The sequence below is a fragment of the Streptomyces sp. RK9 genome (assembly GCF_045070545.1).
Taxonomy (GTDB): domain Bacteria; phylum Actinomycetota; class Actinomycetes; order Streptomycetales; family Streptomycetaceae; genus Streptomyces; species Streptomyces alboflavus.
Map to the genome: position 1 here is coordinate 299553 of NZ_CP173704.1, position 14305 is coordinate 313857.

Here is a 14305-nt window from a genome sequence, read left to right on the forward strand (position 1 = left end):
CTCGTGATCAGAACTTGCAGTTCTTCTTGATCGTCTCGATGCCGATCAACGCGCCGACCATCTTCCGCATCGAGGGCTCCATCTTGCGGCGCTTGGAGTAGTTGTAGATCAGCTTGGCGGTCTTCTTGAACCCGATCTTCTTGGCGAGACGGACGGCCGTGATGACCCGCTTCGTCGACCCCGCGGGGGTGAAGCCGAGGACGAAGGGGGCGAGGCCGTACGTGGCGCACTTGAGGACCTTCTTGGTGGTGGACCACCAGGACGGGTCGATGACGATGGGGAAGGCGCTGTTCGCGTCGAAGTCGACGCGCTGGACGAGCTTGTTGCCGACGACCTTGTAACTGGTCGGGACGTCCTTGCCGTTCGCGTCCTTGGCCCACGGAGCGTCGAAGAAGCCCGCCGGTTCCTTCTGCGGCGCCTTGTCGGCGTTGTCGTCCCCCGCCGAGTACAGGGACACGGATCCGTCGTCGTGGGTGACGGCCTTCATGCCCGCGGGGAGGACGAAGCCGGTCTCGTACTCGCGCGGCGCGGAGCTGTTCTTGATGATGTTCAGCGTGCGCGAGCCGCCGTCGGTGGTGGGCTGGACGACGGTGTCGACGGGGCCGGAGGACGTGTAGACGACGTTGCCGCCGACCTGGGTGCCCTTGGTGCCGCCCTGGGGGATGGACAGCGTGTTCGGCATCAGCTGGTTGTGGATGTCGATGCCGTTGTTCTTGCCGTCCCAGGGGATGGAGACGGTGGTCTCCTCGGTCGCGGCGATCGAGGCGTACGTGCCGTCGGAGGCGGTGGCGGCCGTGATGTCCGCGGCGTTGGAGTACAGGTTGGCCAGGCCGAGGGAGTTCTCGGCGGCGGTCGGCTTCCACGCCGTGTCCACGGTGAAGCGGACGGGGTCGGACCAGCCGTTGGCGTAGTGGGTGCCGTCGTAGGTGGTGGTGCGGAAGCTGTAGGTCTTGCCGGAGACGAGCTTTCCGGCGGGGACCTTCAGGCTGGAGGTGCTGTTGGAGGGCACCGGGGCGGCGTTGAGGGTGGCGACGACCTTGTTCGTCGAGGTGTCGGTGATCTCGAAGGTGCCGGTGACCTGGTCCTCGCCGTTGTGGTCCTCGGCGGAGAAGCGGAGGGTCGGCGTGGTCGAGTTGACCTTGAAGATGCCGCCCTGGGACAGGAACGGCGTGCCGGCCTGGAGGTTGATGCCGTTGTAGGGGCGGTAGTTGTAGGTGACTTCGAGGGTGGGCACCTGGTTCTGGTCGGCGGCCTCGGAGGAGCGGAACCGCTTCCAGGCGTACGTGTCCGACTCGTCGGCCGCCTTCAGGGCGAGGGAGCCCTGCTCGGCCTTGGCCGAGGACCAGGTCTGCGCGAGCTTGGTGACGTCCGCGCTCACCCAGCCCTCGTTCTTGCACGAGGCGGACCTGGTCTCGGTGGAGGTGGCGACCTTCTCCTTCAGCGCGGGCTGCTTGGCCCAGCGGGTGTTCTTGTCCGCCGGGTCGGCGGCCCACACCTCCCAGCCGCGCTTCTCGCACGACCAGGAGTGGTAGTTCCACATCTTCAGCGTCGCCTTGGACACCAGGGCGTCGGCGAAGTTCGAGGTGCGGAAGGTCAGGAAGGAACGGGCGGTGCGCTTGGTGGTGCCCGCGTGGTCGCCGGGCCAGCCGAGCTTGAGGTCGGTGTTCGCGGACTGGTCGGTGGTGTCGCCGCCCTGCACGAAGGTGTCGAAGAGGACGTCCAGGGTGTCGGTGGCGGGGTCGATCGTCACCGGGTACGCGGTCTTGGGGTCGCTCAGCCACTCGGCGTCCGGGGTGAGGGTCAGCTCCACGGTGTTGCCGTGCTGGGCGACCTTCATCTCCACCGGCTTGGTGTTGGTGCGCTCCAGGGACTTCTTGTCGACCGTGGCGTCCCACATCACCGGGGCGGGCATCAGGACCTGGTCCTCGCCCTCGGCGTCGGTGAAGGTCACCGACCCGTCGGCGTTCTGCTCGGCGGTCATGCCGTCGGGCACCGTCATGGGCAGGACGATCGGGGCCCCGTCCGCCGGCGCCTCGCGCAGCTTCAGGAACTGCTCGAACCCCGTCCGGGTGGCCTCCACGACCAAGTCCCCGCCGGGGACCGCGTCCTTGTACGTGGCGACGTTGCCCTTGAGGCTCGGTGCGGGCAGGCCGCCCTTCCACCGCACGGCGAGCTGCTTCTCGCCGGTGCCGACGGTGACCAGGTCACGCGCCTCGTCCTGCGGCGCCTTCGCCACGTCCTCGATGGACTTCGGCAGCGTGCCGCCCTTCCCGGCCAGCTCCAGGTCCTGCGGGTGCGCCTTGGCCGCCACCTTGCCGCCCGCGGCGGCCTTGAAGTCGACGTCGACGTCCACCCACTCGCCGTCCCGGATCATCCGGACGGGGCCGGCGGCCATCTCTCGGGTGAGGGTGCCGTCGGGGTTCGCGTGCACGGTGTCGGTCTCGGTGCGCAGCTGCAGCACCTCGACCTTGCGGCCCTGCACGGCGGCCGCGACGCGTGCGGCCTCGACGCTCTCGGCCTCCTTGACCGGGGCGGACTTGAACGTCTCGAGCCCCTTGTCCCCCCGGCGCGCCTCCCGCTCCAGATCCGCGAGGAACCGATCGACCTCGGCGGCGTCCTTGTCCGCGGCCACGGCCGCGGGCTGTGCGATGGCGTGCGGGGTGGCGGTCAGGACGGCACCGGCCGTCAACAACGCCATCCCCGCGGTGCGGGCACGCCAACTGCGCTTCACGTGATAACTCCAGGAATTCAGGGCACGGCGACACAGCCCCCGCCCCCTGGCGGAGCGGCAGGTGACCACCGTGATCGACTTACGCGCTGCATACAAACACGGGACGGTCAAGATCAAATAGGGACTTTTGGCCCGTCCTGTACCTGACCTTTACCTGAGCTGGTGGATAACCACTCAATAACCTCCAGAAGTGGCGAGCGCACCAAACCACCCCTATCGCCCTCGAACGCCCCCACTCCCCCGCTCCCCCCGGCTCGAACGCCCCCCCCCGGACAGCACCACCGCGACAGCGCCCGACACGGACGGGCCGGCCGACACCCCACCCGACCGAACCCCGCGCCACCACCACCGTCCGCCCCGACACCTCGATCCGCTACGCTGTCCTGAACTGCCACACGGCAGCCCAGGCCCTTGCGGCGACAGGACGCGGCCCGGTGATCCCACCGAAGCTTCGCCCCACGTTCCGGCAAGGCCCGCCTTCGTAGCTCAGGGGATAGAGCACCGCTCTCCTAAAGCGGGTGTCGCAGGTTCGAATCCTGCCGGGGGCACGGACGGCATCCGTGCCGGATGTATCAGCAGTAGGCCAAGGGCCGGTGATCTCGGTGATCATCGGCCCTTGTGCGTGCTCGGATGGGTGGGCGTTGTCGGTGATCGTTTCTGCGGCGTTCCAGGACGAGATCAACGAAGGCCTCGCCGACGCAGGGCTCACATGCTGGGCGGACGAGGCACATCAAGGCGGAAAGCGCTCACTGCCAACGGTTCGGGCCCAGGAGGAGCGACGATGCCCCCTACCTCTCCCCCGTCGCAGCGCATCGGCGGCCTTCGGCCGCCCGGGGGACAGCCTGAACTGGACGAACGGACCGTATATCCAGTTTGCGAGTTTAGGGCGTGATGCCCATGAGCGGGATCAAAACTGCTGGACAGGAAGTCACTCCCAGCAAAGGAGACATCATGTCCACCACGACAGTTCTGCCCCTGCACCCGGCCGAGCAGGAGTGCCCCAGTTGGTGCGCCCGCGATCCCCACGCGGAGGCAGTCGGGAGCCATGTCAGCACCCCGGTGCGTCTGTCTGCTCCTGCAGAGACGAGCCCGAGCCTCGAAGCCCTCTTGATGTCCGTGCAGATCGGCCTCGGGCACGACGACGAAGCGCGCGGCGAGCAGCCCCGTCTATGGCTCTCGGCCGTCGACGGTACGGCTGAACTGGACTCCGCTGCCCTGGGGGAGCTCATAGGTCCTTTTCCAAGAGTTCAGCCAGGCTCTTCTGTACCGTCCCGCTGGGAGCGTGTGCCAGCCCGTATCTGTCCTTCATCCGGCGCAGCTCAGCGGGGGTCGGCTCGCGCTTCTGGGCGTCTTCGGGTCCGATCATCGACACCAGATCCGGCCCGAATTGCGATTCGGACGCAGGTTCATTCAGCACCCACCAGAGTGTGACGTAGTGCGGAGCTCTGGTGTTCTCGAGGACGGCACTGCTGTGCATGATGCGTGACCGGAAGCGGAAGGTGGGTACTCCCTCGTTGGCGACCCATCGCGGCGGCGCCGCGTCGGAGCAGCACTCGTACTTCTCGGTCCAGGAACTGCGCCCCGATCTGCTGTAGTTGTCGACGAGCTTCGCCCGGTCCTTCCTCAGATACGTAATGTTCGCGGTGGCACCCAGCACGTCGTAGCCGGCTCCGGGCGGGAACTGAACGACCTTCTCCGTCACCATTTCCGCATCTGGCTCCAACACATGTGCCGGCACGCTCCTGCCGACGAACGACCCTTGCGCCAGGAGTTCGTAGCCTTCCTTTCTGACATCCGTGTACCGCATGAGTTCCCGCTGGCGACTGTTGAGATCCTGGAGCCATTCCCGCTTTTTCCTCGGATCCGACACAAAGGAATCCTTCCGCCCTGTCACCTGGTACAGGGAGCCGAGGACGTACACACCCACACTCCCCGTGTTCCGGGTCCGAATTCGCACGGGGAGACTGACACCACGGTTGGTCACGGTCGCCGTTCCGAACTCCACCGAGTTCGAGAGCATGGCCGGCGAGGTGTAGGGCTGGTAGATCTGCGTGTGCGTGAAGTTGGCCACCGCGAGGACGCCGGTCAGAGCCACCCCTACCGCGAAGCCCTTGGCATGGGGAATCAGTCTCCAGATGCCGACGCGGTGCAGCCGCCACAGAGCCCAGCAAGACCACGGCAGGAGCACGGCCCAGAACCAGAGGTAGTGCGTGTAACCCCAACCATCCAGCTGAAGGAAAAACAGAACCAGGTTCGCAAGCAGTGATGACAAGACACCCACGAGAACAAGAGCAGCGGAATACCTCGCTGCGTCTGGTCGCCGGAGATTGACCAAGGCAAAAAGAGCCGACACCTCCAGGATCGCAGCCGCCAGAAATACGACACCGCTGATCCTTCCGGCGTACGTGAGTGCGCCTGACACGTCTGCCGCACCGAGCATTCCCAATTCGAGCGCGGTCGCACACAGCCCCACTGCGAGCAGGACCCACCGCACCGTACTTCTCAGCTCCGCCATCGCATGCGTCCCTGCCATCGCCACAGAATGGCTGGTGTGGCCAGAGCGGGCCGTCCAGCCGTCCCGTTCCGTTTGGGTGATACGCGAACGACCTGCGACTCATGGCCCCTCAGGCAATATTCGAGGCATGGCCTCACCGCCCGACGTCTCCGAGCTCCGCCGAGCCAAGTTCGCCCGGCGGCTGCCCGGCGAGCTCGCGATGCTCGCCGGTCCTGCCCACGGGACCGTAAGCCTGCCGCTGCACCTGGCACGGTCCGGGCTGACCGAGTTCGACCTTGAACAGCCGCGCCTACGCATGAGCTGCTATCGCATCGTCCTGGCCGAGGGCCTCCATGACGACCTGATCCAGTACCTCGACCAGGAGCTGCTCGTCAGCATGGGGCCAACCCTGCGCACACTGATCAACCGGGACCTCCGCGATGTCTGGGAAGCCGCCTTCCCCGAGCTGGCCCGGCGCACCCAGGCTGTCGCATGAACCTGACCGAACTGCATCGGCGCCTGCTCGCAGACGTACTGACCGTGGGCACCCCCTATCCACTCGCGCTCACGGGTGGCTACGCCGTCCAGGCCCACGGCCTCGTCGACCGCCTCAGCCAGGACCTCGACGTCGCCACCGAGAATCCCGAGGCGATGGAGAAGATCGCTGCCACCGTGCGCGCCGGACTTGAGGAACGAGGCTGGCAGGTAAGGGCGTTGGAGACCGACCCACTCTCCGCACGGTTGATCGTCACCGATCCGCACAGCGGCGAGGAGCGCGAGGTCGACGTCCTCAAGGAAGCCCTCTGGCGTCCACCTGTTTAACGGACTGGATCGACGACACCGAGTTCGCCGCCTACAACCTCGACGAACAGGCGATCGTCGGGCTGCGCAGATGTGCTCAGGAGTGGGCCGCCGACATCTCCGAGCGGCTCCTTGAACTGGAAGCCCCTCATGACGAATGACTCGATTGACTCGATGCCGGGTCAGAACGACTGCGGCCCAGGACACGGAGTGGGGCTCCGGGCCTGGGCCTCAGTCGTTCTGTCTGCGGGGTGCGGCAGCCGCGCAGGGGTCACTGCTGGTGTGCGGACTGCTCGGTCTGCGGCTGCTGGGGGCGGTCCGAGAGCTTGAGCCAGACGACGCCGCCGATGATCAGGGTGAGCCAGAGGACCTTGACCGGGGTGAGGGTCTCGTCGAAGAAGACCGGGCCGAGCAGGGCCGCTCCCACCGCGCCGATGCCGGCCCAGACCGCGTAGCCGATGCCCACGTCGATGGTGCGCAGGGCCAGGCTCAGGGAGAAGAGCGTCAGCAGGAAGAAGACGACCGCGATCAGGGACCAGGAGAGCACCGTGAAGCCCTCGCTGCCTCCCACCGCCAAGGCGTAGGCGATCTCGAAGGCTCCGGCGAGGAGGAGGATCGGCCAGGCGCGAGCTCTGGCGCTGCGGGCTGTGACGTTCTCGGTGGTGGCGGTGGTGGCGGAGGTGGTGGAGGCGTTGGTGGCAGAGGTGGAGGCAGCGGTGGTGGTCATGTGAGTTTCTTCCTCAGGATGTTGTCGGCGGGGAGGGGGCGGGGGTTGGGAGTTGGCGCAGGTTCCGGGAGGGTCAGGCCGCTCCGCTGAGCTGGAGGCCCACGACTCCCGCGATGACCGCGGCGATGCCCAGGAACTTGCGCCAGTCCAGGCGCTGCCCGAAGACGAGGGCCCCGAGCACGACGATTCCGACGCCGGAGACGGCCGTCCAGATCGCGTAGCCGACGCCGACCTCGAAGGTCAGCAGCGCCTGGCTGAGGAGGTAGGTGGCGATGCCGCCGCTGACCAGCGTGGCGGCGGTCCAGCCGGGCCGGGTGAAGCCCTGCGCCCTGCCCGCGGTGATGGCGACGGTGATCTCGAAGACGACGGCGAGGGAGAGGTAGAGCCAGTGCATGACGGGTGTCCTTAGGTGCGTTGCGTGGTCGTGGGTTACGTGGTCGTGGGTTGCGTGGTCGTGCGTTACGTGGTCGTGGGTGATGAGGGGAGCGTCACGTCGTGGCCGTGCAGGTCGGCGTAGCGGATGAAGGGGGCCAGGCCCCGGTCCACGGCCAGGTGGGTGGCCGCTGCCGCCAGGGGCAGCCGATCCGTCGCCTCGGCCGCGTAGCCGGCCCGGTAGTCGAAGCCCCACGCGGCGGCGGTGTCGCGGTCCACGGCGAAGTGGACGGCGGCGATGCCGTGAGCGGCGGCGGCGCGGTAGCAGAGGGCACACGGCTCGCCCGTCGCCAGCAGGGTGGCTCCTCGCAGGGCGGAGCTGCCGCGGTCCCGGACGGCCTGGCGCAGGGCGACGATCTCCGCGTGGGCGGTGGGGTCGCCGGTCTCGTGGACGAGGTTCACGCCGGGTGCGGAGATCCACCCGTCGGCGGCGACGAGCAGTCCGACGAAGGGGACACCGCCGGACTGGACCCGGCGGACGCAGGTCTCGACGGCGTCGGCCATCAGCGCGGTGAGCCGGGCCGTGTCGGCGGTCGTGCGGGGGCCGCTTTCCGCGGTCGTACGGGGGCCACTCACGGAGGTCGTACGGTGACCGCCCTCCGCGGTCATACGACGGCCACTCACGGAGGTCGTACGGCGACCGCCCTCCACGGTCATCCGACGCCCACCCTCGGCGTTCATGCGGCGACCGCTTCCCGCAGCGCCCGCCGGATCACGCCCTCGGTGGCGACGCCGTTGACACGCCGGGTGCCGATGACGAGCGTGGGAACGACGGTGATGTCCATCCGCGCCGACTCGGCCAGCTCCTGCCGGTGCCGCTCGGCGTACACCGGGTCGTCGAGCGCCGCCGTGTAGGCGGCCGGGTCGAGTCCGGCCTCCTCGGCCACGCGGGCCAGGACCGCGCGGTCCCCGATGTCGAGGTCCTCGCGGAAGAAGGCCGTCAGCACGCGCCGGTGGTAGGCGTGGGCCCGCCCCTGCTCCGCGGCGTACTGGGCGCCCAGGAACGCCAACTCGGTGTAAGGCTGCGGCGAGACGGTCGGCAGCCGCATCGGCACCTGGTGGTGGCGTGCCATGGGGTAGACGGCCCGCTCCCAGATGTCGGGCAGGTACGGGTCCTCCGGTCGCAGCGTGGGGGTCGGACGGGGACGCAGCTCGTGCGGGTGGTGGACGACCTCGACATCGGTCCTGCCGGCGATCGCGCGCTCGATCATCTCGTCGGCGATCAGGCAGAACGGGCAGACGTAGTCCGACCACAGATGGATCTGAGCAGTCACGGCGAGCTCCGCTTCCCCGGGCACCCCCGGTGGGTGCGACACCCAGATCGTGTAACTTCACACCGGCGTCAACTTCAAGGAACGGGAGTCGGCGCACGGTTCAGGAGGTCTCATGCGCATCGGTGAGCTGGCGGCTGCCAGCGGCGTCAGCACCCGGTCCCTGCGGTACTACGAGCAGCACGGGCTGATCCGCTCCGAGCGCACCCCCGGCGGGTGGCGCGACTTCGACGACTCCATGGTCGAGCGGGTCGTCATGATCCAGCACCTGTTCGCCGCCGGCCTGGGCAGCTCCACCATCGACGAAGTCCTCCCCTGCATGGAGGCTCCGCTCGACGAGCGCAACGGCGTCATGGAGCAGCTGTTCGCCCAGGAGGCCGAGCGCCTGGAGGCCAAACGGCGCGACATCGACCGCGAACTCGAGACCCTGCAGGCGCTCCGCGCCGAGACCGCCCTGCCCGGCCGAGCCCAGTGATCAGCCCGCGGGGCCGAGCAGCACACGCCCCTGCCAGGGGGCGGACAGTACGCTGAAGCCAACGGGATCGGCCCCGCAGCACAGTGCCAGGGAGGCGCCTCATGACGGCCGAGATGGTGGCCCCGGCGTGGATGCATGAGCAGATCACGGCGGAGGAGTACGAGTCCTGGTCCGAGGAACAGTGCGCCGGCATCGAGATCGTGGACGGGATGGTCGTCGTGCGTCCGAGCGCGTCCAAGCGGCACAACAGGCTGGCCCGGGTGCTGGCGAACGCCCTGGATGCCGCATCCGGCCCGGACTGGAACGCCGACACGGACTTCGACGTCCGTCTTCAGGACGTCCCCCTCACCAACCGCCGCCCGGACGTCGTCGTGTACCGCGCTGACACGATCGACATCACCCCTACCCGGCCCGAGCACGTGCTGCTGGTCGCGGAGGTGGTGTCGCCGGGCTCGGAGACCACCGACCGGATCGTGAAGGTCGACCAGTACGCCAAGGCCGGCATCGGTTTCTACTGGCGGATCGAGCAGGCCGCGACAGGCGTTCCGCTCGTGTACACCTACGTCCTCGACCCCGCGACGAAGGCCTACCGGGACGGAGACGTGTTCACCGGCGCCCTGAAGGCAGCGGCCCCCTTCCCGGTGGAGATCGACCTCGGTCAGATCTGACCGCGTATCTGACCACGCACCGGTCACAGCGGTCAGCCCGTGAGCGACATGCCTCTGGCTTGCGTCGCCGCGCGCCTGCCTTCGCCCCCCTTCCACTGCCGAAATCGTTCCGTTCCCATACCGGGGCCGCACGGAGAGCAGCAGAATGGCCACAGGGTGTGAACCGTCCCCCGCCGGAGCGGGCGAGGTGCGCACCGAGCGGCGTGAGGGAGATCGAGATGGCGCAGCCCGAGCGGGACGAGCGGCTGGCGCGGGCCTTTCTGGAGCTCGCGGACTCGCTGGTGGACGGCTTCCATCTGGTCGACTTCCTGCACGTCCTGACGGGGCACGTGGTCGAGCTGCTGGATGTGGCGGCGGCCGGGGTGGTCATGGTCGACGCGCGGGGGCGGCTCGTCGACGTCACGGCGTCCACGCATGCGGCGCACCAACTGGAAGAGGCACAGCTGGAGTTCGACGAGGGCCCGTGCCGGGACTGCTGCTTCCAGCACGAGCGGATCGGCCCCGTGGACCTGACCGGGCCGGAGGCCGCCGACCAGTGGCCGCGCTTCACCGACGCGGCCCGCGCCGCCGGGTTCGTCGCGGTCGCCGTGGTGCCGCTGCGGCTTCGCGAGGAGGTGATCGGGGCGCTGAACCTCTTCCACACCAGCCCCGACTCCCTGACCCCGGCCGACCTGCGCCTCGGCCAGGCCCTCGCGGACGCGGCGACCATCGGCATCCTGCACCAGCGCCTCGCCCACGACCAGGCCGAGCGGACCGGCCAGCTGCAGACCGCGCTCAACAGCCGCATCGTCATCGAACAGGCCAAAGGTGTCCTCGTCGCCCATCTCAACCTCTCGCCCGACGCGGCGTTCGACCGGCTCCGCGCGCACGCGCGGGCCAACCGGCGTTCCCTGACCCGGCTGTGCGCACAGGTCGTCGAAGGCACCGCGAACATCCGGCTGTTCGCCACGCCGCTCGAGGCCCCGCATCCGCCCTGATCCCCGCCGCCCACCGCTGCCCGCATCGCCGCGCGCACTGCGTCCCCCAGTCAAGGAGTACCCGCCGTGCCCGCCCCCGTTCCCGACCTCAGCACGCTGCTCGCCGCGGCCACCCGGGCCGGCCAGGGGTTCACCGCCCTGCCCGCCGCCCGGTGCGCCGCCGCGCTCGGCCTCGACGGCCTCACCATCTCCCTGCTCAACAAGGCCGGTCTCGAACTGGTCTGGCACGACCCCGCCGACAGCACCGGCACCGCCTTCGAGGACCTGCAGTACACCCTCGGCGAGGGCCCCACCTGCGACGCCGCACGCACCAGCGAGCCCGTCCTGGTGCCGGACCTGCGCGCCCTGCCCGAACACCGCTGGCCCGCCCTGCTGCCCGCCGCCCGCGAGCAGCCGATCCGCGCCGTCTTCGCCCTGCCGCTGCACCTGGGCGCCATCCGCCTCGGCGCCCTCACCGGCCACCACTCCTCCCCCGGCCGCCTCACCCGCGAGCAGATGACCGACACCCTCGCCCTCGCCGAGGCGGCCACCCTCATCCTGCTCACCCCCGAGGGCACCAACGACATGGGCAGCCACAATCCGCTGCCCCTGCACCGCGCCCTGATCCACCAGGCGGCGGGCGCCCTCACCGTCCGCCTGGACATCCCCATCGACCAGGCCCTCGCCCGCCTGCGGGCCTACGCCTTCACCCACGACCGCCCCATCCTCGACGTCGCCCACGACGTCGTGCACCACCAGTCGCTCCTGGGCAACTCGGGGATGTGACAGGGGAGTTCGGGCGGGCTCGTGGCGGACCGCCTCGTCGCCCGGTCACCGTGGCGGGACCACCCGGCAGGCGAGCGGGGACGGGGAGCCGTCGGGGCGGGGGACGCCGAGGCAGGCGTCCCAGCCGAGGTGTTGCTCGGCGTCGGCTCATGAGGCATCCGGGCCCGGCCGGCCTGCCGAAACAACCAGTGGTTGTGTCTCGCCTCCCCTGAGGTTGTTTGATCGGGCCTTCCCCGGGGTGCTGGGATCCCCGTATGGCCACTCGCACAGATCAGACCCTCTACGTCCGGACACCCGAGTTCGCGCGTCACGCGGAGCGCATCGCGGAAGTGACCGATGCGACCTCTCGGCTCAATGTGCTGCCGTTCAGTGACAGCGCGGGGCGGGCGGAGCTGCTTTCGGTGGTGTTCGGTGGGGCGTTGCCGGAGACGGTGACGATCTATCCGCCGTTCTTCACGGAGAACGGGCTGAACACGACGTTCGGGGAGAACGTCTTCGTCAATCAGGGGTGCACGTTCATGGACAAGGGCGGGATCCACATCGGCGACCGCGTCATGATCGCCCCGAAGGTCAGCCTCATCACCGGCGGGCACCCGCTGCCTCTCGCCGAGCGCCGCGAGTACCTTGCCTTCGCCCCGATCGTCATCGAGGACGACGTCTGGATCGGGGCGGCCGCCATGGTCATGCAGGGAGTGACCATCGGTGCTGGTTCCGTCGTCGCCGCCGGTGCGGTGGTCACGCGTGATGTTCCCGCTCGCACCCTGGTCGCGGGTGTCCCCGCCCGGGTGGTCAAGACGGTCGGCTGAGGCACGCTCGGGGCCATGGCCGCACGGGTGGACCGTGGCCGCCGGCCAGGCCACGGCCCACCCCCAAGGTCTCAGCGCCGCCCCACCGCCCCCACGACCCCCGAGGTCCGCACCGCCCCCACCGTCTTCAGGAGCCGGTCCGCCGGCTTGCGGAGCCGGGGGTGGGCGAGGACCGTGTTGCGCAGGCCGCGGACCGGGCGGCGCCAGAGGCGGTGGGCCAGGGCGACCGGGTGCGGGCGGGCCGCGAAGCCCTCGCCGACGCGGAGTTCGCGGGTCTTGAGCCAGTCCTTGTACTCCTTGTCGCCGCGCCCGAGGTCCATGATCCGCACGCCTCGGCGGCCCGCGGCCTCGGCCATTCTCAGGTGCATGATGAGTCCGGGCGAGTAGTAGCGCAGCTCGGGGTCGTACGCCGTGAACCAGGCCGCGAACACCGTGCTCGACCTCGGCCCGAAGTGCGCCGCGACCGGCCGGTCCCCGGCGTAGACGACGGACAGCACCCCGGTGAAGTGCTCGTGCCGGACCTGGAAGAAGTGGTTGACCAGGTCCACTATCCACGGCTTCGCGAACCGGTCCATCCGGGCCGTCCTGCGGTACTGCGCCGACTTCCAGTCCATGAGCTGCCGCAGCACCCTCGGGTCGCGGTCGTCGAAGACGAACCGCATCTCGCCGAGGTCGCGGCTGAGACGGCGCTCCTTCTTGAGGGTCGTCTTCGCGAGGCCGGGATAGGAGGACCGCAGCCAGCGCGCGTAGCCGTCGCCGTCGTCCGCCCCGCCCTCGTCGTGCGTCAGGTCCACGACCGGCGACGCGAACGTCCCCGTGACGTACTCGCCGAACGGCTTCTGCTCCTCGACGAGATGGTCGAACTCGAAGACGGACAGGCCGCAGGCCCGCAGGAGTTCCTGGGGGTCCCAGGTGATCCCGGGGCGGTGCACCAGGCCCTGGCAGTCGGAGAGGCCGAGGCCCACCGCACGCCCGACGCCGAAGGGGCCCCGTTCGTAGGGGAAGAAGCCGACCGGCTCCCCGCCCTCGTGCATGATCGCCACCCGTGCGCCGCCGCGGCATTGGCCCACACCGGCCGCGAACTCCGGTGCCAGGAACGGGTTGGCGTATTCGGGCGACTCCTCCATCGCCCGGTACCAGGCACCGCGGAGCGACGGACTCAGCTCCTCGGGCCTGTGATTCGTTATGTCCACCTCAGGTCAACCGTCCTTCCACAGGCTCCGCGAGGGACATCCCGGTCGCAGTGCGGGCCCGTAGGGCGGGTAAGACGCGTGGATCGGTATCGCTGCGTCGCATGGGCGACTGCTCCCCCCAGTTCCCCCTGACGCGCTTCACGCGCGTCGCGTCATGTCATGTGTGGTGTCGTTCCCGTCGCGCTCATCCTCGGTGTTCGACGTGCCGGGCTCTCCCGGGTCGCCGACGGCCCACGCCGAGTACCCCCGAGCGGCCCGGCACTCCTCAAGAGTGCCGCGAGTTCCCCGGCAACGACGGGGAAGTTCCCTTCTGTTGGGGCCTGAGGCATCCCGGCGACCACCTTCACCGCGCGTTCACGCACCCTCCCGCAGCCCGTTCACCACCGCCGCGCCCCGCTCCGCGTCGTCCACCGACACCGCGAAGTCCTTCCCCCTGGCCCGGATCACCAGGCACTCCCCCGCCCGCAGCATCACCGTCGTACCAAGGCCGCTGAGGCGGTAGCCCCAGCCGCCGACCTGGGACGGCCTGCGGTGTTCGGCGTGGGCGGACTCGATGTCGGCGGCGCGCCAGCGGCGGGCGGGCAGGCCGAGGGGACCGAAGGCCACCTTCAGGCCGTCGACGGTCACGACGACCTGGACGGAGGCGCAGCAGAGGGTCGTCACGGCGACGACGGCGAAGGGGATCGCGAGGGCCCACAGGGGTGCCGTCGCCCCGCCGAGCGTCAGGGCGAGGGCGACCAGGACCACCGCCCCGGCGACCGCGGCGAGCGCGTGCAGACCGGGGCTCGCCGTGCGGGCCGCCCAGAGCACCTCGCCTTCACATGCCCCGCCCGTCGTCCCCGTACCGCCGTCACCGACGCCGTCGCCGCTGCCGTTACCGTTCATGGCGCGCTCCCCTGATCGAAGATCGACACGGTCAAGGGTACGAGAGCGGGCCAGCCGTACGAGATGGTGCCTGACGAGCC

At 69.4% G+C, this 14305-nt stretch carries 14 protein-coding genes, 1 tRNA gene and 2 pseudogenes; 9 read left to right on the plus strand and 8 right to left on the minus strand.

The window, feature by feature from the left end:
• Window positions 1-7: 7 nt before the first annotated feature.
• On the minus strand, window positions 8-2731 hold the full coding sequence (locus tag AB6L24_RS21445; protein WP_405657511.1) for a DNRLRE domain-containing protein: 2724 nt from the start codon (window positions 2729-2731) through the stop codon (window positions 8-10).
• A 475-nt stretch (window positions 2732-3206) separates the two neighbouring features.
• Here AB6L24_RS21445 and AB6L24_RS21450 point away from each other — a divergent pair.
• Together AB6L24_RS21450 and AB6L24_RS21455 are read left to right on the plus strand one after the other, a co-directional pair.
• A tRNA-Arg gene (locus tag AB6L24_RS21450) sits at window positions 3207-3279 on the plus strand.
• Window positions 3280-3682: 403 nt separating this feature from the next.
• A pseudogene (locus AB6L24_RS21455) lies at window positions 3683-3904 on the plus strand (hypothetical protein); the annotation flags it as partial.
• A gap of 52 nt (window positions 3905-3956) precedes the next feature.
• Here AB6L24_RS21455 and AB6L24_RS21460 read toward each other — a convergent pair.
• Complete coding sequence (locus AB6L24_RS21460) at window positions 3957-5246, minus strand: hypothetical protein (RefSeq protein WP_405663624.1); 1290 nt, start codon at window positions 5244-5246, stop codon at window positions 3957-3959.
• A 127-nt stretch (window positions 5247-5373) separates the two neighbouring features.
• Between AB6L24_RS21460 and AB6L24_RS21465 the strand changes: the two genes are divergently transcribed.
• Window positions 5374-5721, plus strand: a complete 348-nt coding sequence (locus AB6L24_RS21465) for a transcriptional regulator (protein ID WP_405657512.1) — start codon at window positions 5374-5376, stop codon at window positions 5719-5721.
• Window positions 5718-6187: pseudogene (locus AB6L24_RS21470) on the plus strand (nucleotidyl transferase AbiEii/AbiGii toxin family protein). The gene AB6L24_RS21465 and the pseudogene AB6L24_RS21470 overlap by 4 nt, the downstream one beginning before the upstream one ends.
• Before the next feature lie 110 nt (window positions 6188-6297).
• Here the strand turns inward: AB6L24_RS21470 and AB6L24_RS21475 are convergent.
• The 4 genes from AB6L24_RS21475 to AB6L24_RS21490 form a co-directional block, all read right to left on the minus strand.
• The gene (locus AB6L24_RS21475) at window positions 6298-6753 is read right to left on the minus strand and encodes a DMT family transporter (protein WP_405657513.1); all 456 of its coding nucleotides are present in this window, start codon (window positions 6751-6753) and stop codon (window positions 6298-6300) included.
• Window positions 6754-6826: 73 nt separating this feature from the next.
• Window positions 6827-7147, minus strand: a complete 321-nt coding sequence (locus AB6L24_RS21480; protein WP_380845754.1) for a DMT family transporter — start codon at window positions 7145-7147, stop codon at window positions 6827-6829.
• A gap of 65 nt (window positions 7148-7212) precedes the next feature.
• Window positions 7213-7761 carry a deaminase gene (locus AB6L24_RS21485; RefSeq protein ID WP_405657514.1) on the minus strand — a complete coding sequence of 183 codons (549 nt, stop codon included), beginning with the start codon at window positions 7759-7761 and terminating at the stop codon, window positions 7213-7215.
• A 101-nt stretch (window positions 7762-7862) separates the two neighbouring features.
• Window positions 7863-8459, minus strand: coding sequence for a DsbA family protein (locus AB6L24_RS21490; RefSeq protein ID WP_405657515.1), 597 nt, complete (start codon window positions 8457-8459; stop codon window positions 7863-7865).
• Between the two features lie 112 nt (window positions 8460-8571).
• On the opposite strand from AB6L24_RS21490, the gene AB6L24_RS21495 reads away from it, so the two are divergent.
• The 5 genes from AB6L24_RS21495 to AB6L24_RS21515 all read left to right on the plus strand — a co-directional run bounded on the left by AB6L24_RS21495 (window position 8572) and on the right by AB6L24_RS21515 (window position 12147).
• Window positions 8572-8931 (plus strand): MerR family transcriptional regulator, encoded by a 360-nt coding sequence (locus AB6L24_RS21495; protein WP_405657516.1) that lies wholly within the window; start codon window positions 8572-8574, stop codon window positions 8929-8931.
• A 101-nt stretch (window positions 8932-9032) separates the two neighbouring features.
• Window positions 9033-9599 (plus strand): Uma2 family endonuclease, encoded by a 567-nt coding sequence (locus AB6L24_RS21500; protein WP_405657517.1) that lies wholly within the window; start codon window positions 9033-9035, stop codon window positions 9597-9599.
• A 203-nt stretch (window positions 9600-9802) separates the two neighbouring features.
• Complete coding sequence (locus tag AB6L24_RS21505; protein WP_405657518.1) at window positions 9803-10576, plus strand: GAF and ANTAR domain-containing protein; 774 nt, start codon at window positions 9803-9805, stop codon at window positions 10574-10576.
• A gap of 66 nt (window positions 10577-10642) precedes the next feature.
• Window positions 10643-11341, plus strand: a complete 699-nt coding sequence (locus tag AB6L24_RS21510) for a GAF and ANTAR domain-containing protein (RefSeq protein ID WP_405657519.1) — start codon at window positions 10643-10645, stop codon at window positions 11339-11341.
• 254 nt (window positions 11342-11595) lie between these two features.
• A complete protein-coding gene (locus tag AB6L24_RS21515; RefSeq protein ID WP_405657520.1) occupies window positions 11596-12147 on the plus strand; it encodes a sugar O-acetyltransferase in 552 nt (183 codons plus the stop codon).
• A gap of 71 nt (window positions 12148-12218) precedes the next feature.
• On the opposite strand, the gene AB6L24_RS21520 is transcribed toward AB6L24_RS21515, so the two are convergent.
• Both AB6L24_RS21520 and AB6L24_RS21525 read right to left on the minus strand, forming a co-directional pair.
• Complete coding sequence (locus AB6L24_RS21520; protein WP_405657522.1) at window positions 12219-13340, minus strand: GNAT family N-acetyltransferase; 1122 nt, start codon at window positions 13338-13340, stop codon at window positions 12219-12221.
• A gap of 354 nt (window positions 13341-13694) precedes the next feature.
• On the minus strand, window positions 13695-14225 hold the full coding sequence (locus AB6L24_RS21525; protein WP_405657523.1) for a hypothetical protein: 531 nt from the start codon (window positions 14223-14225) through the stop codon (window positions 13695-13697).
• Between the last annotated feature and the right edge of the window lie 80 nt (window positions 14226-14305).